This is a genomic window from Sphingopyxis sp. Soil_C_28, assembly GCF_057657055.1.
This window is the reverse complement of sequence record NZ_JBDGJE010000001.1, coordinates 1,098,820-1,122,392: the sequence shown is the minus strand read 5'-3', so window position 1 is coordinate 1,122,392 and position 23,573 is coordinate 1,098,820. Positions and strand designations below refer to the sequence as shown.

Here is a 23,573-nt window from a genome sequence, read left to right as displayed (position 1 = left end):
CGATGTTGACCGCAAAGCAGCATGAGCTGCTCCACTTCATCCAGCAAAAGCTCGACAACAGCGGCATTTCGCCGTCGTTCGAGGAGATGAAGGAGGCGCTGGGCCTCAAATCCAAATCGGGTATCCACCGGCTGATCAGCGCGCTGGAAGAGCGCGGATTCTTGCGCCGCTTGCCCAATCGCGCCCGCGCGCTCGAAGTGATCAAGGTTCCCGAGGCAGCGAAGACCGCTCCGGCGCGCGAGAATGTCGTGCCGCTGCGTAAGCCGGCACCGACGGTCCGTCCGATTGCCGCGAACGACATCGTCGAAGTGCCGCTGCACGGCAAGATTGCTGCCGGCGTGCCGATCGAGGCGTTCGAGGAGCATAATAACCTCGCCGTTCCCGCCGCTTTGCTCGGCTCGGGCGAACATTATGCGCTCGAAGTGTCGGGCGACTCGATGGTCGAGGCAGGCATCTTCGACGGCGATTACGCGCTGATCCAGAAGGCGAGCACCGCGCGCGAGGGCGATATCGTCGTCGCGCTCGTCGACGGGCAGGATGCTACACTCAAATATTTCCGCCGCGAGGGGGCAATGATCCGGCTCGACCCCGCCAACAGCGCCTATGAACCGCAGCGTTACCCCGCCAACCGCGTCATCGTTCAAGGTCGGCTGTCGGGACTGCTTCGTCGTTACCACTGAGTTGCTGCGGCAAACGCCACGGATGGCCGTCGCCCGCGCGTAGCGTGGCGACGGCTTCGGGTGTTTCGCCGAAATAGAGCGCCAGTCCGCCGCTTGCGGCCAGGCTGTCACGATCGATCGTCATCCAGCGCCCTGAGCATTCATGCGGTAGCCAGCGGTCGCTGATCACTACATCGGCGGCGGCGCAAGCGGCCGCCATGTCGGCGCCCTCGATCCGGTCGCGCCCGCGCGAGGCGAGGATGATGCGACGGGAAGCGCCTTCGCCCTGACTCCAGCGGCAGAAATCGCGATTGCATTCGACATGATCGAGCTCGGCCAGCGCAGCGAGCGGCGTATCGATACCCGCCGCCTCCCCCATCGTGTCGCGGATATAATCGCCCGCCCGGTCGCGGAGCAGCGCATAGCCGCCGTCGGGGAGCGCAGCGGCGATATGCCGCCCATCGCCCGTGACCAGCAGATCGGGGCGCGGCTGCAGAACCAGCGCGGCCATGCCGATCACCAATGGCACAGCGCCCGCCCTGCGCCAGCCAGTTTTCCAGAGCAGAAGCCAGAGCCCGCCGGCGATCGCCAAGGCGAAGCCCCAACGCGGAAAGGTCGGCATCATCGCGACCGCACCCGGCGCGTCGGCGACGCTGTGCGCCAGGCCGATCAGCGTCAGCAACGCCTGTTCGGCAACCCACCAGAAGGGCGCACCGAGCCCGACGCTGTCGAACAGCAACGCCAGCGCCTCGGCAGGCATGATGACGAAGGTCGTCAGCGGAATCGCGATCACATTGGCCAGCGCGCCATACAGTCCCGCCTTGTGAAAGTGGAACAGCGCGATCGGCGCCAGCGCCACCTCGACGACAAGCCCCGTGATGAGCAACCCCGTAACGCCGCGCCCGAGCCGGAAAACCCACGGCTCTTCCCGCTGCGCCAGAAAGGATCGCATCGGACGGCTTTCGTGCAGCGCGATGATCGCCGTGACAGCGGCGAAGCTCAACTGAAAGCTGGGGCCAGCCAGCGATTCGGGCCGCCAGATCAGGACGATCAAGGCACCCGCCGCAACAAGCCGCAGGGTCAGCGCCTCGCGCCCCATCAAAAATGCCACGAGCACGAGCAGCGCAGCGATGAACGAGCGCAGCGTCGGCACCTCGGCGCCAGCCAGCCATGTATACCCGCCGCCGGCAAGCGCTCCCGCAGCGGCGGCGAGCGGCAGGACATAGCCCGCGAGCGCGAGCCGACGGCTGAGCGCGAAAAGCCGCATCGTCAGCAGCATGGCAAAGCCGACGACCGCGGTCACGTGCAGGCCGCTGATCGACAGAAGATGAGCAAGGCCGCTGCGGCGCATCGCCTCCTCGTCCGCTTCGCTGATTGCGCCGCGGTCGCCAGTTACAAGCGCCGCGGCGATACCACCCGCCGATCCCTCAACCTGCCCGTGGATATGCCCGCTGAGCCGGGCACGCAGAGGAGGCGTCACCGCGCCGCGCCCCGGTGTACGCGACACGTCGCCCAAAACCGTCCCAACGGCGCCGATCCGGTCGAACCAGGCACGCTGGGCGAAATCATAGCCGCCGGGCAGGCTCGCGGTCGGCGGCGGCATCAAGCGGGCGCGAACACCGACCGTTTCACCCTCATCCAGATCGAGCGCCTGCTCGCTGGACAAGGTCAGCCGAACGCGCGGCGGCAGATCGCTGCGCTGCTGGGGGCGTGCGATTACCCGCACCTGCCCCTTGGCGGGGAGCGGTTCGACACGTTCGACAATGGCAGAAAACGCGGTCGTCGCTGGCGTAGCCAGCACCGGCGCCGCCACCCAGAGAGCGCGCGCCCAGATCAGCAGGACACCCGCCGCCATCACGCCGCACCCGACGACGACCACGCGTCCGGACCATTTTTGCCAGCCGATCAGCAATCCCGCGAGCACGCCCCCGGCGAGCAGCAACAGCAATCCGATCCAGTGGGCGGCCGTGGGAAGCGCAAACCACGCGGCAATCCCGGCGCCGAGCGCGACGGGCAGCCATAGCCCGATCCGCTCGCGCTCGGCCTCCAGCCGCGCCTCGATCGCGTTCGCCAGCCGGTGTCCAATACTTGCCCACCGCGCGGCAATGGGCGTTTGTAGCTGCCTTGTCGCCATGCTAGGGGCTCCCCCGATCCCCGCCGAGCCTTCTCTTGTTGGTCCGGCAAAGTGAGTGAAAGAGGCCAGAGTGGCAACCGAAAACCAGACCAATATGGCAGCAGCAACCGCCGAAGCGACAGGCGCCGATGTCGTGACGCGCTTTGCCCCCTCGCCGACCGGCTATCTGCACATCGGCGGCGCGCGCACCGCGCTGTTCAATTGGCTCTTCGCGCGTCATCACGGCGGAAAATTCCTGCTTCGCATCGAGGATACCGACCGTGCGCGCTCCACCGACGCCGCGATCGACGCGATCCTCGACGGCATGCAGTGGCTCGACCTTGATTGGGATGGCGAGACCGTGTTCCAGTTCGCGCGCGCGCCGCGTCACGCCGAGGTCGCGAACGAGCTGCTCGCAAAGGGCGAAGCCTATCGCTGCTACCTGACGCAGGACGAACTCGCCGCGATGCGTGCCGAGGCGCAGGAAAAGCGCCTTCCCTTCCGTGTCCGCAGCGCTTGGCGCGACCGCGAAGACGGCGACCCGGCGGTCCCGCATGTCATTCGTCTGCGCGCGCCGCAGGACGGCGCGGTGACGATCACTGACAAGGTGCAGGGCGAGGTGACCGTCCAGAACGCAGAACTCGACGATTTCATTCTGCTGCGCAGTGACGGCACGCCCACTTATATGCTCAGCGTCGTGGTCGACGATAATGACATGGGTGTCACCCACGTCATCCGCGGCGACGATCACCTCAACAACGCCTTTCGCCAACTTGCCCTCATCCGGTCGATGGGCTGGCGCGAACCGATTTATGCCCATGTTCCGCTGATCCACGGCGCTGACGGTGCGAAGCTGTCGAAACGTCACGGCGCGCTCGGGGTCGATGCCTATCGCGACGAGATGGGCTATCTTGCCGAAGCGGTGAACAATTATCTCCTCCGCCTCGGCTGGGGCCATGGGGACGACGAGATCATCAGCCGCCAGCAGGCGACCGAGTGGTTCGACCTTGAGCATGTCGGCCGTTCGCCCTCGCGTTTCGATTTCAAAAAGCTCGAAAATCTCAACGGCCATTATATTCGCGAAGCCGACGACGCGCACCTCGCGAATCTCGTCGCCCCGCGCGTCGAAAAGCTTGTCGGGCGTGCGCTCGACGACGGCGACCGCGATCTGCTGACGCGCGCGATGGCGTCGCTGAAACCGCGCGCCAAGACGCTCGACGAGATCGCCGACGGCGCGATTTTTCTGTTTCAACCCGACCCGTTGCCGGTGGACGAAAAGGCGGCCGAGGTGCTAAAGGCCTCGCCCGAAGGTCTGCTTGCCGCCGTGATTCAGCGGCTTCGCGGGCTGAACGACTGGACGATAGAAGAGCTGGACGCCGCAGTCCGCGCAGAAGCCGAAGCCGCCGAACTTGGCCTCGGAAAGCTGGCACAACCTTTGCGCGCGGCATTAACCGGCCGAACCATTTCCCCGGGAATTTTCGACGTGCTGCTGTTGCTCGGACGGGATGTCAGTCTGGCGCGACTTGACGCAGCGCAACATTATCCGGCAGGGGCGTAGCCATTCTCTCTCCCGCCGTCAGAACAGGGAAAATAATATGACCGATCAGACCGCAAAAATCACCCTGGGCGACACAACCGTCGACAGTCCGGTACTGAAGGGCACGGTGGGCCCCGACGTCATCGATATCCGCAAGCTTTATGCGCAGACCGGCGCCTTTACCTACGACCCCGGTTTCACCTCGACCGCGAGCTGCGAATCCAACCTGACCTATATCGACGGCGACGAAGGCGTCCTGCTCCATCGCGGTTATGCGATCGGCGACCTCGCCGAACAGTCGAGCTTCATGGAGGTCTGCTACCTCCTGCTCAACGGCGAACTGCCGAGCGCCGACGAACTCACCGAGTTCGACACCACGATCACTCGCCACACGATGCTGCACGAGCAGCTCGCGACCTTCTATCGCGGGTTCCGCCGTGATGCGCACCCGATGGCGGTGATGTGCGGCGTCGTCGGCGCGCTCAGCGCTTTCTACCCCGACTCGACCGAAATCCACGACCCGCGCCAGCGGATGATCGCCAGCCACCGGCTGATCGCGAAAATGCCGACGATTGCCGCGATGGCGTATAAATATTCGGTCGGCCAGCCGTTCGTCTATCCCGACAATTCGCTGAGCTACACCGGGAATTTCCTGCGCATGACCTTTGGCGTGCCTGCGGAGCCCTATGAGGTGAACCCGGTCGTCGAACGCGCGCTCGATCGTATCTTCATCCTCCACGCTGATCACGAACAGAATGCCTCGACCTCGACCGTGCGCCTGGCCGGTTCGTCGGGCGCGAATCCCTTCGCGTGCATCGCGGCGGGCATCGCCTGCCTGTGGGGTCCCGCGCATGGCGGTGCCAACGAAGCCGCGCTCAACATGCTGCGCGAAATCGGCCGCCCGGAACGCATCCCCGAATATATCGCGCGTGCGAAGGACAAGGACGATCCGTTCCGCCTGATGGGCTTCGGTCACCGCGTCTATAAAAATTACGATCCGCGCGCGACCGTGATGCAGAAAACCGTCCGCGAAGTGTTCGAGGCGCTCAAGGTCAACGACCCGGTGTTCGAGGTCGCGCTTCAGCTCGAGGAAATGGCGCTCAACGATCCCTATTTCGTCGAGAAGAAGCTGTTCCCGAACGTCGATTTCTATTCGGGCGTGATCCTGTCGGCGATCGGTTTCCCGACGACGATGTTCACCGCGCTCTTCGCCCTCGCCCGCACCGTCGGCTGGGTCGCGCAGTGGAACGAAATGATCTCGGACCCCGCACAGAAGATCGGCCGTCCGCGCCAGTTGTACACCGGCCCGACGCATCGTCCCTATGTGGCGGTCGACAAGCGCTAACTATTCGATTTTTGGCAATTTCTTACGGCGGTGCAGGCAACTGCGCCGCCGTTTCGATTCAGACCTCGCGTGCCGGCAGGCTCAGCGTGAAACGCGCGCCCTGCCCCGGCGCGCTGTCCACGGTCAGTTCGCCGTCCATCGCCCGTGCAAGACGGCGGGCGATATAGAGGCCGAGGCCCGATCCGCCGCTGTCGGTCCGGCCCAGCCGCTCGAATTTCTCGAATACGACCGCCTGCTGCTCGGCATCTATGCCCTGCCCCTGATCGGCGACGGTCACCATGGCACGGTCGCCTTCGCGGTTCACGCGGATCCAGATCAGCGAATCTTCGGGCGAATAGCGGATCGCGTTGCCCAGCAGGTTGAGCAGGACCTGCAGCACGCGACGGAATTCGCCCGTTGCGGGCATCTTGTCGTCGGTGCGCGGGGCATCGATGCGGATGCCCTTTTCTTCGGCCTTCATGCCGAGCAACCCGACCGCGCGGCGCGCCAGATCGCCGAGGTCGATTTCGTCGCGTGCTGCCTTGAACCCGGGCCGCTCGATATTCTGCAGATCGGCAAGATCGTCGACAAGACCGAGCAAATGGCGCCCTGCATGGGCGATATCGCCAGCGTAGCGCGCATAATCGGCGCGGATCGGTCCGTCGAATTGCCCCGAAATCGTCTCCGCCGTCGCGATGATACGGCTGAGCGGGCCGCGTAGCGCGCCGTCGATACGGCGTCCGAACTGCGGGTCGGACAGCGGCAAAGATCCGAAAGCGGGATCGATCAGCGCAGCGGTCGCCGTCGGTTCGGCCGACACTGGGGCATCGGCGACGACCGCAAGCCCGCGAAAGCCCGTGAAACGGCCCGTCGCGTCAAACGACGCCTCGCCGGACAAGGTCATCGTAGCCGCAGCGCGCACGCGCTGGCCGTCGAAGCGCGATTGCCTGGCGAGCGCGCGCAGCACGGGAAAGCGGCCGTCCGCGTCGGGTTGCAATTCGAACAGCTCCGAAAGCGAGCGCCCTTCCCACCCTGCCGGGAGCGGCGGCGCATCGGCGGCCGCGCGCAATGCGACCATGCGCAACTGCGGATCACATTCCCACGTCCAGCTTTGCGGGACTGCCGCGCTCTCCGCGATCGCCGGAACCTGGGGCTGCATGACGGGGCGCGTGCGCCAGTCGCTGATTTCCAGGCTCGCCCCGTCGGCGTCGGGTATGATGCGGACCAGGGCGTGGATGTCGCTATGATCGTCGGCGGCATATAGCGGGCGGCTGATGTCGCGGTGCAGCCGCTGCGCAAGTGTCACGAGCCGCGCGAGATGCGGCAGGGCCAGCGGCTTGTCGAGTCCCGCTCCCGCGCGTTGTTGCAGGCGAAGCAGCGGCGCGTCGGCGCTGATCAGCGCCCCCGACCGGTCGATACGGCCGCGGATGATGCGCTCGCTCACCGTGCCGATCCGTCTGGCATCGGAACCGCGGCCTCGCCTGCATCGGCGACGGCGCGCGCGGGCAGCATCGCCAGCGAAGCCTCGAGCGGCGCGAGCGCAATATGATCGAGCCGCAGCGGCGCGAACAGCGAAGGCAGCGCCGCGCTTTCGGCCGTCAGCAAACTGATCGCCATATCGTTATAAGTCCGGCGCCGCGCCGCGGCGGCCAACGCGATCAACGTCGGCCAGTTGTGGCGCGCGATCGCGTCCGAAGCGGCGTCAGGCAATGCAGGGCCCACAGCTTCATAATAGCTTTGCCCGGCGCGATCGAGGCCGGCCTCCTCGGCCTGCCGCTCGGTCGCGATCCGCACGGCTTCGCCCAGTCGGGCGGCGCGGTCCGTGTTCCCGCTAACTTCGGCAAGCCGCCACGCGGCGATATCGAGCAGCAGCGTGCGAAAAATTTCGCTGTCGAGGTCGGCGATCGCAAGCGCGGGATTGCCCAATGCATCGAAGCGGCGCCGGTCGGCGATCTGCAGCGTCAGATAGGCACGATCGACCTCGGACAGCGGCTCACCCACCAAAGGCGCGTCGGCGCTCGCCCCCTCGGTTGCGTTCAGAATCGGCGGCGGGCTGGCCCGGTGCGCCGATTGTTCGCGCCAGCGATGTTCCTCAGCGCGTACAAAACAGAGGCTTGCCAGCCGCGCAGCGCACGGCAATCCGCCGCGCAGCCATCCGTCCCACAGGGCTTCCGGGTTGATGCCGGGGTCGAGCCGCTCTGCGACGTCGATTACAAGCCGGCGCGCGATGCCCAGCGAGAGCGCGCGCTGCTCTTCGGTCAGCCGGCCCGCTGCGGGCGCGGCCAGATAGTCCGCCAGCTCGCGCAGGCGCGCCGACAGCGTCGGCGACGGCGGGTCGATGCCGGGGGAGGAGACGAATTCACTCATGCGTATCCGCCAATAACAGCATGGCGTTAATAGGCCTTAAACCTTCAATACCTTTGTTTTACCGCGCCTCCGGACGCCGTGCGAGCCGCAACCAGATCAGTATCTGGAACAGCGCGAGCAGCGGCAGGATCGCAAACATCAAAGGTGCAAAGCCGAACAGCAATGCCGGCGCGAGCAATATCCACGCCTGGTCGGCGTCGGGCAGCAGCCAGTGAAATCGGCGCCGTTCGCCCGAATCCTCATAAAGCGACCGAGCGATCAGGATGGTCGCAGCAAGGCAGGGCGCGAGCGCCGCTTCCGAAAACAGCGGCATCTTGTGTCCCGGTCCGGCGAGCGACAACAGCCATGGAAAGACCGCGAGCAACACCCAAGCAAAGGTACGGATTACGTCGCGAGCCCGGTCCTGTGCCGCGCTTTCCGCCCGAAATGCCGAGAGGAAGCGCATCGCCGCAAGCCCGAGCCCGCCGAAGATCGCGACCAGTGCGCCTGCCGCCGCAAGCCCACTTGCTGCCAGCAACGCCACGATGACCCAAAGCAACGCGGTGACATAGGGCAAATAACGCGCCGTCGCGGGTGATTTAACGAGCAAGGGCCCGGCGAGCCTGATCAACGGCATCATGATCGCCGACCGGCCCAGCCCCATCCCGCCATATTCGACCTGTTGCAGGCTCGATTGCTCGATCAGCGCCGCGGTCGGGCGATCGGTCACAATCGCGATCTCGCCCTGCTCGAACAGCGCGGGTTCGCAATAAAGCCGCCGCGCGCCCGATTGCACCGCAAGCCGCAGCAGCGTCAGCATCATGTCCCATTCGCCGGGCATCGCCGCGAGTTCGGCAACCATCGCGTCCGAAATGCACGCCAGCCCGCCCCAGCGGCGCGTTGCGTCGATCCGCTCGAAGCCTTGCGTCAGCGGGGTATCCCCCGTGACGAGGATTGCGGGCGATCCGGGCTTGGCGATCGCCGCATAATGCGTGCCACCCGCGCGCAGTCCATCGGCGACGAGCATGATCCGGTCGTCGCCCTCGACCAGCCCCATCAAGTCGGGCGCTGCGCGCACGGGGGTGACTTTCATCCCGCGCCGACGGATACGGTCACAGGTCGCGAGCAGGTCCGACGGAACCGCGCCGACCGCGACCGCGATATGCGTTACACCGGCGTCGGAAAGCCGCGCCGCCTGCCGCTCGATCAGCGTTTCGCCCGCCACTGTGACGAGCGCGCGAAGCGACCCGTCGGGCAGCGTTTCGCTGGCGCCAACCAGCGCTATCAGGGCCATCGGCGCCGGAGTTTTTCAGCAGCGGTCATCGACGCGAAGCTTTAGGCCCGAAGATGGGATTGGCAAGCCCCGGGATGGCGACCGGCGACGTCACGCCTTCACACTAATTTTCGGCGCTTCCGGCGCCTTTTCGGCTCCCAAAAAAATGCCGGGAAAAGGACCGAATCGCTGGCCTTTGCGGCGCCCATCGGCTAGGCAAAACCCACTTCCCGAAAAGCAGAAAAAAGGCCGGGTCTTGACCGAAGAAAATACGCCTGCACCGCCGTCTGAAGACGGCATCTCGTCGATCAACATCGTCGACGAAATGAAGACATCTTACCTCGATTACGCGATGAGCGTGATCGTCAGCCGCGCGCTCCCCGATGTTCGCGACGGGTTGAAGCCGGTACACCGCCGCATCCTCTATTCGGCGTTCGAGAGCGGCTATGTCGCCGGACGCCCCTATCGCAAATCGGCGCGTATTGTCGGCGACGTCATGGGTAAATATCACCCGCATGGTGACAGCTCGATCTACGAGGCGCTCGCGCGCATGACGCAGGACTGGTCGATGAGCGTCCCGCTCGTCGACGGTCAGGGCAATTTCGGATCGATGGACCCCGATCCGCCGGCGGCGATGCGCTACACCGAATCGCGCCTCGCAAAGGTCGCGAACACGCTGCTCGGCGATCTCGAAAAGGATACCGTCGATTTCCAGCCCAACTACGACGGCTCGGAATCCGAACCGACCGTGCTTCCGGCGCGCTACCCCAACCTGCTCGTCAACGGCGCGGGCGGGATCGCGGTGGGCATGGCGACCAACATCCCGCCGCATAATCTCGGCGAAGTGATCAACGCGACACTCGCGACGATCGACAATCCCGAAATCAGCCTCGACGATCTGATGGCGATCATTCCCGGTCCCGATTTCCCGACCGGCGCGATGATGCTGGGCCAAGGCGGCGCGCGGCTCGCTTATGCCACGGGCCGCGGCTCGATCATGATGCGCTCGACCTATGTGATCGAGGAAGGCCGCAACGATCGCCAGTCGATCGTGCTGACCGCCATCCCCTTCCAGGTCGGCAAGTCGGGCCTCGTCGAAAAGATCGCCGAAGCCGCGCGCGACAAGCGCATTGAGGGCGTCGCCGACATCCGCGACGAATCGAACCGTGAGGGCGTGCGCGTCGTTATCGAACTGAAGCGCGATGCGACCGCCGAAGTTGTGCTCAATCAGCTGTGGCGCCACACGCCGGCGCAGTCGAGCTTCCCCGCCAACATGCTCGCGATCCGCGGCGGACGCCCCGAAATGATGGGGCTGAAGACGATCCTCGAGGCGTTCATCGCCTTCCGCGAGGAAGTCATCACCCGCCGTTGCAAGTTCGAGCTCGCGAAAGCACGCGACCGCGCGCATATCTTGCTCGGCCTCGTCGTCGCGGTCAGCAATCTGGACGAGGTCGTCCGCATCATCCGCGGATCGTCCAGCCCGGCCGCGGCGCGCGATGCGTTGCTGGCACGCGAATGGCCGATCGGTGACATCGCGCCCTATATTCGCCTTGTTGAAGCGATCGACGGCGAAATGGACGACAGTTCGACCTATCGCCTGTCCGAAGTCCAGGTGAAGGCGATTCTCGATCTTCGCCTCCATCGCCTGACGGCGCTCGGCCGCGACGATATCGGCAATGAACTCAAGGAACTGGCGGGCGAGATTGAAGGTCTGCTCGAGATTCTTGCCGACCGCGAAAAGCTCTATGCCGTGATGCGCGAAGAGTTGATTGCGGTCCGCGACGAGTTCGCCAAACCGCGCCGCACTTTGCTCGCCCCCGCCGCCGACGGCATCGACGACGAGGATCTGATCGAGCGCGAGGAGATGGTCGTCACCGTCACCCTCGACGGCTATATCAAGCGCACCCCGCTGGATACGTTCCGCGCCCAGCGCCGCGGCGGCAAGGGCCGCGCCGGCATGGCGACGAAGGATGAGGACGTCATCACCGAATTGTTCGTCACCTCGACGCACACCCCGGTGCTCTTCTTCTCGACGCTCGGCAAAGTGTATCGCATGAAAGTGTGGCGCCTGCCCGAGGGTGGCCCCGCGACGCGCGGACGCCCGATGATCAATCTGCTGCCGCTGGGCAAGGACGAGACGATCTCGACCGTGCTCCCGCTGCCCGAGGATGAGACCGAATGGGGCAAGCTCCACGTGATGTTCGCCACTGCCAAGGGCAGCGTGCGGCGCAACAGCATGGACGCCTTCACCAACGTGCCGTCGAACGGCAAGATCGCGATGAAGTTCGAAGGCGAGGACGAGGACGACCGGCTGATCGGCGTCGCCCTGCTCGACGAAAGCGACGATGTGCTGCTGGCGACACGGCAGGGCAAGGCGATCCGCTTTGCCGGCGACGATGTGCGCGAATTCCAGAGTCGCAATTCGACCGGCGTGCGCGGCATGCGCCTCGCCGCGGGCGACGAAGTCATCTCGCTGTCTATCCTTCACCGCGTCGGAACCAGCGGCGATGAACGCGAAGCCTATCTGCGCGCCGCGCCGTGGAAGGATAATGAGAACGAACCGACGCTTGATGGCGAGCGGATGGCCGAACTCGCTGCGCGCGAGCAGTTCATCCTCACCGTCTGCGCCAACGGTTACGGCAAGCTATCATCGGCTTACGAGTATCGCCGCACTGGCCGCGGCGGTCAGGGTATTACCAATATCGACAATATCGCGCGAAACGGGCTTGTCGTTGCCAGCTTCCCCGCCACCAAGGGGCACCAGCTGATGCTGGTTACCGATCAGGCGAAACTGATCCGGATGGGGCTCGATTCGATGCGCGTTATCGGGCGCGGTTCGGCGGGCGTGCGCCTGTTCGACGTCGCGAACGACGAACATGTCGTGTCGGCGGCGCTGATCGAAGAGAGCGACGAGGAAGATATCGAAGGCATTGAAGGCACTGAGGGCGAAATCCCCGAAGCCACCCCGGCAACGGAAACGCCGTCGGAATGAGCCCCTCGACTGCCTTCAAAGTGCTGACCCCGCAGCAATGGGCCGATTTCGAGCGTGAACGCGTGTTCCGCGGCGCCCCGGTGGATATCGCTGACGGCTATATTCACTTGTCGACCGCCGAGCAGCTCGAAAGCACGATCGCGAAACATTTCGCGGGGCAAACCGGCCTGATGATCGCCGAGGTGGACCTGATCCTCCTCGGCGACGCCATCCGCTGGGAAGAAGCGCGCGGCGGCGAACTGTTCCCGCATATCTATGCGGAATTGCCGATCCACGCTGTCGTGAGCTTGCAAAAGCGCGACTGACACCACGCTGATCGAACATAGATCGGCGTTGGTCGCATCTTGCTTCGCGTGCCGATATGCTTCTACCACCGTCGGGTCTTGTCCGTACTGGGGGGAACCATGAAGATGCGCCTCGTTTTGCTCGCCGCCTTGTTGGCTTCGGCCGCGCCCGTATACGCGCATGAAGTGGCCGCGCCTGCCACGCAATCGAAGCCAGTCCCCAAGGAAGAGCTGCTGAAGCCCCCGGCCGACGCGGTCCACTATGTCGTCGTGTCCGAAGCCGGCCAGCACGGCAGCCAGTGGCGCTGGCAGCTTCCCGACGGTCGCACCGCCTATCGCTGGTCGCAGGAATTGCGCGGCTGGATCACCGAGATGGATCAGGTCACCACCTTCGCGCCCGGCGGCGCGATCGAGGCGATGACCGTCCGCGGCGTCACCATCTCGGGCGATGCCGCCGAAGAATATCGCACCGCGAATGGCCGCGCGACGTGGAAGACCGCGACAGACTCGGGCGAGGCTCCGGCGGGCGGCTGGTACATTCCGGCGGGCGGTGTCGGCATCGCCAGTGCCCCGCTGATCGACGCGCTCGCCGCAGCCGGTGACGCCGGGCTGGACTTCCTGCCGAGCGGCAAGGGACGCATGGCCTTGGGCGCGACGCAGACGATTCAGGGACCGCGCGGCCCCAAAAAGGTCCAGCTCGCGTTCGTCAGCGGCATATTACCCTCGCCCTACCCGGTCTGGCTCGACGAGAATAAACGCTATTTCTCGGACATCAGCTTCATTTCGGTGATCCCTGCGGGATATGAGGGCGCGCTGAAGCAGCTACGCAACGCACAGGATGCGGCGACCGCCGAAGCCGTCGCCGGTATCGCCAAACGCTTCCTTTCCGATGCCGCCAAAGCCCCCGTGCTGTTCGACAATGTGCAGCTGTTCGATGCCGACAAGGGTGCGTTTCTCGCCAGTCGCGCCGTCCTCGCACAGGACGGCAAGATCGCCGCCATCGGCGCCGCCGGATCGCTGAAAGCACCCGCCGGTGCGCAGGTCATCGACGGGCGCGGCAACACGCTGGTCCCCGGCATCTGGGACAGCCACCTCCACATCGGCGACGATTGGGACGTGCTCTCGAACATGGCGAACGGGATCACCAGCTTTCGCAGCCCCGGCACGAACCTCGACCGCGCGGTCGAGGCGACGAAGCGCCGCGCCGATCGCAGCTTGCTGATGGGAGAACCCTTCATCTCGGCCATCATCGACAAGAAGGATCCGCTGGCGGCGCAGGGCGCCGAGGTGGTCAGCAGCGCCGAAGAGGCCATCGCCGCCGTGCGCCGGATCAAGGCCGCAGGCCTGTGGGGGGTCAAATTCTACACCTCTATGACCCCCGCGTGGATCGCCCCCGCCGCCGCCGAGGCACACAAGCTCGGCCTCCACGTCCACGGCCATGTTCCCGCCGGGATGAAGCCGAGCGAAGCCGTGGCAGCGGGCTATGACGAACTCACCCACCTCAATTTCGTCGTGATGGAATCGATGCCGCGCGAAGTGATCGACAAGGCAAACACGCGACAACGCGTCGAAGGACCGGCGCGTTATTTCAAGGACGTCGATCTCGACGCTCCCCTGATGTCGGGCTTTGTCGCCGATCTCGCGCGTAAGAAAACCATCGTCGATCCGACGATTGTCATCTTTGAAGGCATGTTCACCCAGGACGGCGGAAAACCCCAACCTGCCTATGCCCCCTATATGGGGATTATCTCTCCCGTCCTCGAACGCTCGGTGTTCACCGCCGGCGGCTACCCGCTGGTCGAAGGGCTGACGCGCGACGATTACCGCAAAAGCTACGCGAAAATGGTCGATCTGGTCGGCAGGCTGCACAAGGCAGGCGTGACGATCGTCGCCGGCACCGACGGCTGGGGGATCGAGCTGATCCGCGAACTCGAAATCTACCAGCGGGCCGGGTTTTCCCCCGCCGAGGCGATCCAGAGCGCGACTATCGTCCCGGCACGCGTCGTCGGCGCCGACAAGCGCACCGGCTCGATCGCGGTGGGCAAGGAAGCCGACATGGTGTTAGTCGACGGCGACCCCTCGACCGACCTTGGCGCGCTTCGCCGCGTCGTGACGGTGGTGAGCGACGGCTATGTCATGGACGCGGGCGAATTGCGGAAAGCTGCCGGCTACAGCGGAACTCCGAAGTAGCCGGCGCAATCAGCTATTAGCGTCGGGCCGGGCCGGCATTTGCATCAGGTTGATGAACGACATCACGACCACATCATCCTGATTGGTGACGGTCATTCGCATGGTGAGCACGCCGCGGTCGGGCTTGCTTCTGGAGCGTGCGATGTCGACGATCTCGCGCGTGATGCGAAGCACGTCGCCGGGCCGCACGGCCAGGCGCCACTGCAGATCGTCGATCTTGAGGCCGAGAAGCGGCGTGTCCCCGAACGGCGCCTTTTCGACGAAATCGCGCATCACCACCGCGGCGACGTGCCAGCCGCTGGCGATGATGCCGCCAAAACGGCCACTCGTCGCCGCCGCGGTATCGATGTGCATCGGCTGCGGATCATATTCGCTCGCGAAGCGGATGATATCTGCCTCGGTCATCTCGATCGGGCCGCCATGCCATGACTGGCCGACCTGCAGATCATCCAGAAAGACGGATTTCGACATTGGGGCTTTCATTCTTCAGCGCTGCCGGGCTTTCCACGCGCGAACCGCCGCCATCGTTTTTTCGATATGCGCCTGCGGTTTCGAATCGGTGTAGCTCAGCAGGATCGTTCCATTCGGTGCGATAACGAAGGACGTCCGGCTGGAGATCGCCGGCTGGTTCGGGCGCTGAAGCACGGTATCATATTTCGCCGCGATCTTCGCACCGGGATCGGCCGCGACGGCAAATTTGTCGCGGCATTCCGATTTGGAGAATTCTGCCACGCGATCGATGTTGCCGGCGGTAACGCCAACGACGCGGGCGCCCAGCCGGTTGAAATCGTCGCTCGATTCGGCAAACAGATGCGCTTCCATCGTGCAGCCCGGGGTGAAGGCAGCGGGGAAAAAGTAGAGCACGACCGGCCCCTTTTTCAACGTCTGCTTCAACGAGAGGCTGAAGGGCTTGCCGCCTTGCGCCGCGCTCAGCGTGAAATCCGGTGCCTTCGTTCCTCGCTGCAGGGCGGCGATGCCCTGCGCCGGGATGACAGCCATCGACAGGCAAAGGCCGAACGACATCGCAATCTTTGTCAGGGTTTTCATATACATTCCTTCGCCTCGAACAATCGAGGCATGCCGCGTATCAAGATGGTGAAAAATGGTGACCGCGTCTACATTGATCGTCCGCTTTGCGGCCGCTGGCCAAAAATTGGCATGACCTGACCGCCCAGCCGCTCCCGATTGACCCCGCGCCCCAATCGGCGCAGCATTCCCCGATGACACTCACGATCACCCCCAGCGGTCAGGCGTGTGGCGCGCGCGTGACCGGCGTCGATCTGACGCAACCGCTCGCCGCTGAAACCGTTGCCGAAATCCGCGCTGCCTGGCTCGAACATCATGTGCTCGCCTTTCCCGACCAAAAGATGAGCGAAGACGATCTCGAGCGCTTCACCGGCTATTTCGGCGGCTTCGGCGACGATCCCTTCATCCGCCCGATTCCCGGTCACGACCATATCATCGCGGTGAAGCGCAGGGCCGACGAAACCGCGCCGCTGTTCGCCGAAAACTGGCACAGCGACTGGAGCTTTCAGCCCCGCCCGCCCGCCGGCACCTGCCTGTTCGGCATCACGATCCCACCGGTCGGCGGCAACACCGAATTTTCCAACCAGCACGCCGCGCTCGACGCCATGCCCGCGGATCTCCGCGCGCGTGTTGAGTGCCTGCAGGCCGTTCACAGCGCTCGCGCCGGCTACGCGCCGTCGGGCATGTACGGCGCGAACGACAAGAACCGCAGTATGGATATTCGTTCGGGCGACGAAGCGCTCGACACCCAGCTCCACCCCTTCATTCGCAAACACCCCGAAACCGGCCGAGAAGGCCTGTTCGGCTGCGCTGGCTATATCATCGGGTTCGAGGGACTCGACGACGGCGAGGGCTTGCCATTGCTCTACGAACTGATCCAGTGGCAGGGGCGCGAGGAATTCCGTTACAGCCACGCATGGGAGCCTGACATGCTGATCATGTGGGACAATCGCTCGTTGCTCCACCGCGCGACCGGTGGATATGACGGTTATGACCGCCTGCTCCACCGCACCACGATCGCGGCGTGGGATGGCGAAAAACGGGCAGGTGGACGCTGATGATTTATGCCATGGTTTTGCTGGCCGCCTCGATCTCGACCGATCCGGCCAGCCCGCCGAAGCCGTCGCCTACGACCGCTGCCGCGCCGGACAAGATATCCTATCAAGGGATCGGCAACGGATGGACTGGCGGCCGCACGAAATGGTGGATCGAGCGATCGGGACGCGGCCATTATGAAACAACAGAGCGAGGCCAACGCATTTCGAAACATTTGAACGTCGGTGTCGAGGGTTTTGAGCGCATTCGGAATATCCTGCAGCCGCTCGAAAATCTCGAAACAATGCGCTGCGATACCATCGCCACCGATCAGGCGCAGGGCGGGCTGATTTGGGAACATGGACGCCAGAGCAGGTCGCTCCGTCTGGATTTCGGCTGCGCGCGGAACAACATGACGGATGCCTGGGCGCGGTTCGGCGAGGCCAATATGCTCCTCGTCGAATGGTCTACACGCGCCAGCTAGGTGTTTGAATTTTCGTTCGCAAGCGTCTTGACCACACCCCACGCGATCAGCGCCTGCCCCGCAAAATAAAGCGGCCAGACGAGCCATATCCTGACGTCCTTGGACAGTAGCCCACCCTCGCCCGCAAAGATGAACAGGTCGCTCGCCAGGAACAGCATCGCGCCGATCCCGGTGCGATAGCGCGGGAACCGGCTGGTCCATGCGGCCGCAGCCATCGCGGCGACGAACAGCGAGTAGACGGCGGCGTGCCACCAGCCCGCCGCCGGGCTCAACATCGCCCAGACGATCACCAGCGTGGCGGGCATGGTCAGCCAGCCCAGCAAGCGCTGCGACGGCGTCATCTGCGCCCGCCGGTTGGTCAGATACAGGATGATGGCGATCAGATGCCCGACGGCGAACGCCAAAGCGCCCGCAATAAGCCCCTTCGCATCAAGCAGATAATCGCCGAGCGCACCGAAGCCGAGCACGGCTGCGATCAGCCAGCCATTCCTCTCCCGTGCATTCGCTGCTGCCCAAACCGCAAGCAAGCCGACGCCGCTCGTCTTCCATGCCCATATCGCGGGACCATCGAGCCGCAAATACACCGCGGCGAAAAAGCTGATCCCGCCGACGAGTGCCAGCAGCCACAGCCAACGCGCCCGATCCCAACCCTGCTCGCCGCTCATCGCACCCCTTTGCATCTTGTCCCTAACCCGCCTAGTGGCCGCCGTATTGGTCGCAAGTCAACGGATACAGGTAATGAGCTACGACATTCATATCATCGGCGGCGGCCTCGCCGGGTCCGAAGCGGCATGGCAGCTTGCCGAGGCCGGTTTTCACGTGCGTCTCTCCGAAATGCGCGGCGGCGGCGACATGACGCCGGCGCACCAAGGCGATGCGCTTGCCGAGATGGTGTGCTCGAACAGCTTTCGATCCGACGATGGCGACAGCAACGCGGTGGGCCTGCTCCACCGCGAAATGCGCACCCTCGGCTCGATCATCATGCGCGAAGCTGATGTGCACAAGGTGCCCGCGGGATCGGCGCTCGCGGTCGATCGCGATCTCTTCTCGGGCGGCGTCACCCGCGCGCTCGAAAACCATCCGAACATCACGATCATTCGCGAACGCATCGATGCGCTGCCATCGGAGGGCCTGACGATCGTCGCGACGGGCCCGCTGACCGCCGCGGGCCTCGCCTCCAGCATCGGCGACGCGACCGGCAAGGATGCGCTCGCCTTTTTCGATGCCATCGCCCCGATCGTCTACCGCGACAGCGTCGACATGGACATCGCGTGGATGGCCAGCCGCTGGGACAAGGTCGGTCCGATCGGCGACGGCAAGGATTATATCAACTGCCCGATGGACAAGGATCAGTATCACGCCTTCGTCAAGGGACTGGTCGACGGCGACAAGACCGAATTCAAGGAATGGGAGACGAACACCCCCTATTTCGAAGGCTGCATGCCGATCGAAGTGATGGCCGAGCGCGGCCCCGAAACCCTGCGCTTCGGCCCGATGAAGGGCGTCGGCCTCGACAATCCGCGCACCGGGCGCTGGCCCTATGCGGTCGTCCAGCTGCGGCAAGATAATGCGCTAGGCACGCTCTGGAATATGGTCGGTTTTCAGACCAAGCTGAAGCATGCCGCGCAGGTCGAGCTGTTCCGCACTATTCCCGGCCTCGAAAAGGCGGAATTTGCGCGCCTCGGCGGGCTCCACCGTAACAGCTTCATCCGCTCGCCTGAATTGCTCGATAGCGAGCTTCGCCTGAAGTCGGCGCCGCATATCCGCTTTGCCGGCCAGATCACCGGCTGCGAGGGCTATGTCGAAAGCGCCGCGATCGGGTTGATCGCCGCCCGCTTTGCCGCCGCCGAACTTGCGGGCCGCGGCCTAGCGCCGCCGCCGCCTGAAACCGCGCTTGGCGCACTGCTCAGCCACATCACGGGCGGCGCCGATGCCGCGAGCTACCAGCCGATGAACGTGAACTTCGGGCTTTTCCCGCCGCTCGCCGAGGATGTGCGCAAGAAGGACCGCAAGCTGGGGTATACAGCGCGTGCGGGTGCCTCGCTCGCCGAATGGATCAAACAAGCCGACGGCATCGCCGCCTAGCAGCTACACTTCGGTTTCGCCGCTGCCTTTGGCGCCGTCGTCGCAAACTCCGCCCGCGTCAGGTCGCCCGACTTGTCGCCATCCGCCCCGGCAAAGCGCTGTCCGGTCGCTGCGGCCCATTCCTCGAAGGTCAACAGATTATTGCCGTCCTTGTCGAGCTTGCGGAAGGCGGCCGTGCGCGAAGACATCAATTCGACGCGGCTGATCTTGTCGTTGCGGTCGCGATCGAAGCGATTGAAGCGCCGCTCTTCGCGCGACGCCTCTTTTGCCGCAGGGAGTGCCGGCGGCGCCGGTCCTCGCTTGGGCGCGCTCGCTGCGGCGACCGGAATCGACGGTAAGGCTGGCGGCGGATCGGGAAGAATCTCCTCTTCCGCAATCTGGGTATAACCCTTCCACATGAAGAGGCCGCCGGTGAGCAATAGCGCGCTCGCCACGCCGCCGATCAGAAAACGGGAAATCGCCATACGCCCCCTCCGCGCCGGTTGATGGGATTGATTATCACGGTAGACGGGAAAACGGCAACAAACGGCGCCATATTGGTGACGAATTTTAATCGAAAAACTTATTCAATAAATCCGATATCATTGCTATGCTCGATTAATGCAAAATTACCTCCCGTCGCTGAAACAGATGCAATATCTCGTCGCACTCCACGAACACGGCCACTTTGGCCGTGCTGCGGACGCCTGTAACGTCACCCAGTCGACGCTGTCGGCAGGTATCCGCGAGCTTGAAACGTTACTCGGCCAGACGCTCGTCGAGCGCACGCGGCGTGTCGTCCGCTTTACCGGGCTCGGTAACGCGATCGTTGAAAAGGCGCATCGTGTCCTGCGTGAAGCCGAGGAACTCGCCGATATGGCCGCCGCCGCCGCCGCGCCTCTCGTCGGCGAACTGCGCATGAGCGTCATCCCGACGATCGCGCCCTTCCTGCTCCCCGGAATGTTGCGGCTGCTGCGCAAGGAACGCCCGTCGCTTAAACTTTTCCTTCGCGAGGAACCCAGCGCGCAGGCGTGCGAATCGCTCCACCATGGCACCGTCGACTGCGTCCTCCTCGCGCTTCCCTACGCGTGCGGCGACGTCGAGAGCGAGGAATTGTTCGACGACGCATTGTTCGTCGCCTTCCCCGGCGATCAGTCCGAGAACCTGCCGGCAATGGTCAGCGCCGACCAGTTAGACCCCACGCAGATGCTGATGCTCGAGGACGGGCACTGTTTGAAGGATCATGTCCTCGCGGCCTGCAATCGCCCCGAACTGCGCGCCGGCGCGCGGATGATGGGAACCTCGCTGCACACGCTGGTGCAGATGGTCGACAATGGGCTCGGTATTACAATGCTGCCGCAAATGGCGATCGAAGCGGGTATCCTCGACCACACCGATATCGATACCCGCCCGCTCGATTCGGATCATGATTGGCGGACGATCGCGCTCGTCTGGCGTAAAGGCAGCCCGCGCGCCGAGGAATTCCAGATGCTCGCGGACATTTTTCGCAAGCATAAGGGGGCTTAGCCGTCCCAGCGCTGCGCGCGCGAATGATCTCCGTCGCGCTGTTCGACCCACGCAACGCGCCCGTCGGCGAAGGTTTCACGTTTCCATAGCATCACGTCGGTCTTCAGCCGGTCGATCATAAACTCGCACGCGGCCAGCGCCGCGGCGCGATGCGCGCTGCTCGCGAGGACGAATACGATCGTCTCGCCCGGCGCCATCGCCCCGACGCGGTGGATCAATGTCAGCGCCGACAGCTGCCAGCGATCCGCCGCGGCATGCGCCAGATCGGCGAGCCCCGCCCGGGTCATCGCCGGATGATGATCGAGAAACAATTCGGTCAGGTCGCCGTCGCCGCGCACGCGGCCGATGAAACTCGCGCTCGCGCCGTGCCCACCGGCGTCGTGGAGGTCGAATTCGGTGACGATATCGATCGTCTCCGCTTGGACTGCGACGCGGATCATCCGCCCGTCACCGGCGGGAACAGCGCGACCTCGCGGGCGCCAACGATCGGCGCGGCGGGGCCCATCATCACACCATCGACCGCAGCACGGATACGCTGCGGCTCGGCAAAGGCGGCTTGCCCGCGCGCGTCGCGCGCCGCAAGCCAGGCGACGAGAGCGCCTATGTCCGTAACGCTCGCCGGAATTTCGACCGTCTCGGCGGCTATTCCCATCCGCTCGCGGACCCAGGCGAAATAGGCGATGTCCAGCGCCGCCATCGGACGCTCAATCCATATGCTTTAAGCCGACGCGCAGATAATCCCAGCCGGTAATCAGCGTCAGCACCGCGGCGCCCCACAGCGAGGCCAGCCCGACAATTTTGATCCACGCTATCGCGGGCAAAGCCCCCGCCAGGATCAGCGCACCGAATGCGACAAGCTGAAATGTGGTCTTCCATTTGGCGAGCTGCGTCACAGGCATCGACACCTGCAACGTCGCAAGGAATTCGCGCAGGCCTGACACGATGATCTCGCGGAGCAGGATCATCAGCGCCGCAATGACGTGATAGCCGGTAATGTCGCGGGTAAAGACGAGCAACAGGATGACCGCCGCGATCATGATCTTGTCGGCGATCGGATCGAGGAAAGCGCCCAGCCGCGACACGATGCCGCGCGAGCGTGCAACATAACCGTCAAAATAATCGGTAATGCCCATCAGGCAGTAGAGGACGAAAGCGAGCGCATAGTCGATCGCTTTCGGCTGATGCGACCCTTCTACCACGCCCGGCCACAGCAGGAAAAGCAGGATGGGCACCGCCAGGATGCGCGACAATGTCAGGATGTTCGGAAGGCTCAGCATGATCCCTGTCGATGTGTCCGTTCCATTATGGGTCCAAAAATCGGCTTTGACCCGGCAAGCCCTAACCGATAAGTCGCCCGGGCGACAACAATATTGCCCCAACAATGATCGCTTGGCACCGGCGCGATCCGGATGTCGGGCTGCAAAAGTGGATTTTCAATGACCGGTTCCTTTGCGCTGATGAAGCAACGCCGGTTCCTGCCCCTGTTTACCACGCAGTTCCTCAACGCCTTCAACGACAATTTCTACAAGATGTCGGTGGTCGTGCTGGCCACATATGCGATTTATACCAAGCCGGCAGAGGTCGCCTGGTTCAACGCCCTTGTCGGTGGTCTCTTCATCCTCCCCTTCTTCCTTTTTTCCGCTCTTGCGGGCCAGCTTGCGGACAGTACCGACAAGACGAAGATGATCCGGATCATCAAGACGGCCGAAATCGTCATCATGATCGTCGGTGGCGCTGGCATCTGGCTGCAAAATGTCCCGCTTATGCTGCTCGCCCTCTTTGCGATGGGCACCCACTCGACCTTTTTCGGCCCGATCAAATATGCGATTCTTCCCCAGCATCTGGAGGATGACGAGGTTCTGGCCGGGACCGGCTGGGTCGAGGCCGGGACCTATATCGCAATCTTGGGCGGCACGATCGCTGGCGGGCTGATCCCGCCGCATATCGCCGTTCTCGGTATCATAGCGGTCGCGCTGGTCGGCCGATTGACCGCCAGCTTCGTTCCCGCCGCGCCCCCCGAAAAAGAGACGCAGGATATGGTTATCGACCATAATATCCTTCGCTCTTCGTGGCGGCTCGTCAATTCGACGATGCATATTCCGCGCCTGTTCCTGGCGATTGTTTCGATCAGCTTCTTTTGGGCCATTGCGGCGATCCTGGCCGCACAGTTTCCACCGTTGGTCAAAGACACGCTGGGCGCCGACAAGACGGTTGCGACCTTGTTTACCGCCATTTTTTCCGTCGGCGTCGCGGTGGGTTCGATCATCGTCAACCGCTTGCTCAAGGGACATGTCTCAGCGCGCTACTCGCCCGGGTCGGTCATCGTCATGGGGCTGTTCGTGCTCGACCTTTGGTGGGCTGTAAGCGGCTGGCAACATCATGATGGCAGCCTCATGGACTGGCACGAATTTCTGTCGTTACGGACCGGTGACCGCATTATCCTCGACCTCTTCGGTATCGCGGTAGCGGGCGGCATGTTCGTGGTGCCGCTTTACGCTTTCCTGACGACGACAGTCGCCAAGTCGCAGACGGCCCGCACCGTTGCTGCCAACAACATCGTCAATTCGGGCTTCATGGTCGCCGCGACGCTGCTGCTCAGCGTGTTGATCGGGCTGGGACTGACGATCGACGATACGCTGCTGATGGTGGCGGCAATGTGCCTGGTCTCGGCCTTGCTGGCGTGGCGTTTGCACAAGGCCTGCGACTAGGCCTTTGCCCT

Annotated in this window: 22 protein-coding genes; 11 read left to right on the top strand and 11 right to left on the bottom strand. The window is 64.1% G+C overall.

The genetic code is table 11. From position 1 onward, the window contains the following. Positions 1-2: 2 nt before the first annotated feature. A complete protein-coding gene (gene lexA, locus AC3A43_RS05225) occupies positions 3-680 on the top strand; it encodes a transcriptional repressor LexA (protein ID WP_487791467.1) in 678 nt (225 codons plus the stop codon). Here the strand turns inward: lexA and AC3A43_RS05220 are convergent. Next, positions 634-2,793 (bottom strand): ComEC/Rec2 family competence protein, encoded by a 2,160-nt coding sequence (locus tag AC3A43_RS05220; protein ID WP_487791466.1) that lies wholly within the window; start codon positions 2,791-2,793, stop codon positions 634-636. The genes lexA and AC3A43_RS05220 overlap by 47 nt on opposite strands. 70 nt (positions 2,794-2,863) lie before the next feature. On the opposite strand from AC3A43_RS05220, the gene gltX reads away from it, so the two are divergent. Continuing rightward, on the top strand, positions 2,864-4,330 hold the full coding sequence (gene gltX / locus AC3A43_RS05215) for a glutamate--tRNA ligase (protein ID WP_487791465.1): 1,467 nt from the start codon (positions 2,864-2,866) through the stop codon (positions 4,328-4,330). Positions 4,331-4,367: 37 nt separating this feature from the next. After that, positions 4,368-5,654: a citrate synthase gene (locus tag AC3A43_RS05210; RefSeq protein WP_487791464.1), complete on the top strand. Its 1,287-nt coding sequence runs from the start codon at positions 4,368-4,370 to the stop codon at positions 5,652-5,654. A 58-nt stretch (positions 5,655-5,712) separates the two neighbouring features. Here the strand turns inward: AC3A43_RS05210 and AC3A43_RS05205 are convergent, their stop codons facing one another. The 3 genes from AC3A43_RS05205 to AC3A43_RS05195 are packed head-to-tail and all read right to left on the bottom strand — an operon-like array spanning position 5,713 to position 9,273. After that, a complete protein-coding gene (locus AC3A43_RS05205) occupies positions 5,713-7,077 on the bottom strand; it encodes a sensor histidine kinase (protein ID WP_487791463.1) in 1,365 nt (454 codons plus the stop codon). Further along, positions 7,074-8,000, bottom strand: coding sequence for a hypothetical protein (locus AC3A43_RS05200; RefSeq protein ID WP_487791462.1), 927 nt, complete (start codon positions 7,998-8,000; stop codon positions 7,074-7,076). The genes AC3A43_RS05205 and AC3A43_RS05200 overlap by 4 nt, the downstream gene beginning before the upstream one ends. 58 nt (positions 8,001-8,058) lie before the next feature. Continuing rightward, the gene (locus AC3A43_RS05195; RefSeq protein ID WP_487791461.1) at positions 8,059-9,273 is read right to left on the bottom strand and encodes a hypothetical protein; all 1,215 of its coding nucleotides are present in this window, start codon (positions 9,271-9,273) and stop codon (positions 8,059-8,061) included. A 235-nt stretch (positions 9,274-9,508) separates the two neighbouring features. Between AC3A43_RS05195 and gyrA the strand changes: the two genes are divergently transcribed. The 3 genes from gyrA (at position 9,509) to AC3A43_RS05180 (ending at position 14,718) form a co-directional block, all read left to right on the top strand. Continuing rightward, positions 9,509-12,244: a DNA gyrase subunit A gene (gyrA, locus tag AC3A43_RS05190; RefSeq protein WP_487791460.1), complete on the top strand. Its 2,736-nt coding sequence runs from the start codon at positions 9,509-9,511 to the stop codon at positions 12,242-12,244. Beyond that, complete coding sequence (locus AC3A43_RS05185; RefSeq protein ID WP_487791459.1) at positions 12,241-12,549, top strand: DUF952 domain-containing protein; 309 nt, start codon at positions 12,241-12,243, stop codon at positions 12,547-12,549. Before gyrA ends, AC3A43_RS05185 begins: the two co-directional genes overlap by 4 nt. Positions 12,550-12,648: 99 nt before the next feature. Next, the gene (locus AC3A43_RS05180; RefSeq protein WP_487791458.1) at positions 12,649-14,718 is read left to right on the top strand and encodes an amidohydrolase family protein; all 2,070 of its coding nucleotides are present in this window, start codon (positions 12,649-12,651) and stop codon (positions 14,716-14,718) included. 9 nt (positions 14,719-14,727) lie between these two features. Here AC3A43_RS05180 and AC3A43_RS05175 read toward each other — a convergent pair whose 3' ends face one another. Together AC3A43_RS05175 and AC3A43_RS05170 are read right to left on the bottom strand one after the other, a co-directional pair. Continuing rightward, a complete protein-coding gene (locus AC3A43_RS05175) occupies positions 14,728-15,189 on the bottom strand; it encodes a MaoC family dehydratase (RefSeq protein WP_487791457.1) in 462 nt (153 codons plus the stop codon). Between the two features lie 15 nt (positions 15,190-15,204). After that, a complete protein-coding gene (locus tag AC3A43_RS05170; protein WP_487791456.1) occupies positions 15,205-15,765 on the bottom strand; it encodes a peroxiredoxin in 561 nt (186 codons plus the stop codon). Positions 15,766-15,938: 173 nt separating this feature from the next. On the opposite strand from AC3A43_RS05170, the gene AC3A43_RS05165 reads away from it, so the two are divergent. Both AC3A43_RS05165 and AC3A43_RS05160 read left to right on the top strand, forming a co-directional pair. Continuing rightward, positions 15,939-16,802 carry a TauD/TfdA dioxygenase family protein gene (locus tag AC3A43_RS05165; protein ID WP_487791455.1) on the top strand — a complete coding sequence of 288 codons (864 nt, stop codon included), beginning with the start codon at positions 15,939-15,941 and terminating at the stop codon, positions 16,800-16,802. 11 nt (positions 16,803-16,813) lie between these two features. Continuing rightward, a complete protein-coding gene (locus AC3A43_RS05160) occupies positions 16,814-17,263 on the top strand; it encodes a hypothetical protein (protein ID WP_487791454.1) in 450 nt (149 codons plus the stop codon). Here the strand turns inward: AC3A43_RS05160 and AC3A43_RS05155 are convergent. Next, positions 17,260-17,928 (bottom strand): lysoplasmalogenase family protein, encoded by a 669-nt coding sequence (locus AC3A43_RS05155; protein WP_487791453.1) that lies wholly within the window; start codon positions 17,926-17,928, stop codon positions 17,260-17,262. The two genes, AC3A43_RS05160 and AC3A43_RS05155, sit on opposite strands and share 4 nt — an antisense overlap. 73 nt (positions 17,929-18,001) lie before the next feature. Here AC3A43_RS05155 and trmFO point away from each other — a divergent pair, with 73 nt between their 5' ends. Beyond that, positions 18,002-19,348, top strand: coding sequence for a methylenetetrahydrofolate--tRNA-(uracil(54)-C(5))-methyltransferase (FADH(2)-oxidizing) TrmFO (trmFO, locus tag AC3A43_RS05150; RefSeq protein ID WP_487791452.1), 1,347 nt, complete (start codon positions 18,002-18,004; stop codon positions 19,346-19,348). Here trmFO and AC3A43_RS05145 read toward each other — a convergent pair. After that, on the bottom strand, positions 19,345-19,812 hold the full coding sequence (locus AC3A43_RS05145) for an EF-hand domain-containing protein (protein ID WP_487791451.1): 468 nt from the start codon (positions 19,810-19,812) through the stop codon (positions 19,345-19,347). The two genes, trmFO and AC3A43_RS05145, sit on opposite strands and share 4 nt — an antisense overlap. Before the next feature lie 136 nt (positions 19,813-19,948). Between AC3A43_RS05145 and AC3A43_RS05140 the strand changes: the two genes are divergently transcribed. Beyond that, complete coding sequence (locus AC3A43_RS05140; RefSeq protein ID WP_487791450.1) at positions 19,949-20,854, top strand: hydrogen peroxide-inducible genes activator; 906 nt, start codon at positions 19,949-19,951, stop codon at positions 20,852-20,854. Here the strand turns inward: AC3A43_RS05140 and AC3A43_RS05135 are convergent. Genes AC3A43_RS05135 through pgsA form a run of 3 tightly spaced genes read right to left on the bottom strand, consistent with a single transcriptional unit; the run spans position 20,851 to position 22,131 of the window. Beyond that, entirely contained in the window at positions 20,851-21,294 is a 444-nt protein-coding gene (locus tag AC3A43_RS05135) for a molybdenum cofactor biosynthesis protein MoaE (RefSeq protein ID WP_487791449.1), read from the bottom strand. The two genes, AC3A43_RS05140 and AC3A43_RS05135, sit on opposite strands and share 4 nt — an antisense overlap. Continuing rightward, entirely contained in the window at positions 21,291-21,551 is a 261-nt protein-coding gene (gene moaD, locus AC3A43_RS05130; protein WP_487791448.1) for a molybdopterin converting factor subunit 1, read from the bottom strand. Before moaD ends, AC3A43_RS05135 begins: the two co-directional genes overlap by 4 nt. Positions 21,552-21,558: 7 nt before the next feature. Then, the gene (gene pgsA / locus AC3A43_RS05125; RefSeq protein ID WP_487791447.1) at positions 21,559-22,131 is read right to left on the bottom strand and encodes a CDP-diacylglycerol--glycerol-3-phosphate 3-phosphatidyltransferase; all 573 of its coding nucleotides are present in this window, start codon (positions 22,129-22,131) and stop codon (positions 21,559-21,561) included. A gap of 159 nt (positions 22,132-22,290) precedes the next feature. Between pgsA and AC3A43_RS05120 the strand changes: the two genes are divergently transcribed. Further along, the gene (locus AC3A43_RS05120; RefSeq protein WP_487791446.1) at positions 22,291-23,562 is read left to right on the top strand and encodes an MFS transporter; all 1,272 of its coding nucleotides are present in this window, start codon (positions 22,291-22,293) and stop codon (positions 23,560-23,562) included. Positions 23,563-23,573 lie beyond the last annotated feature (11 nt).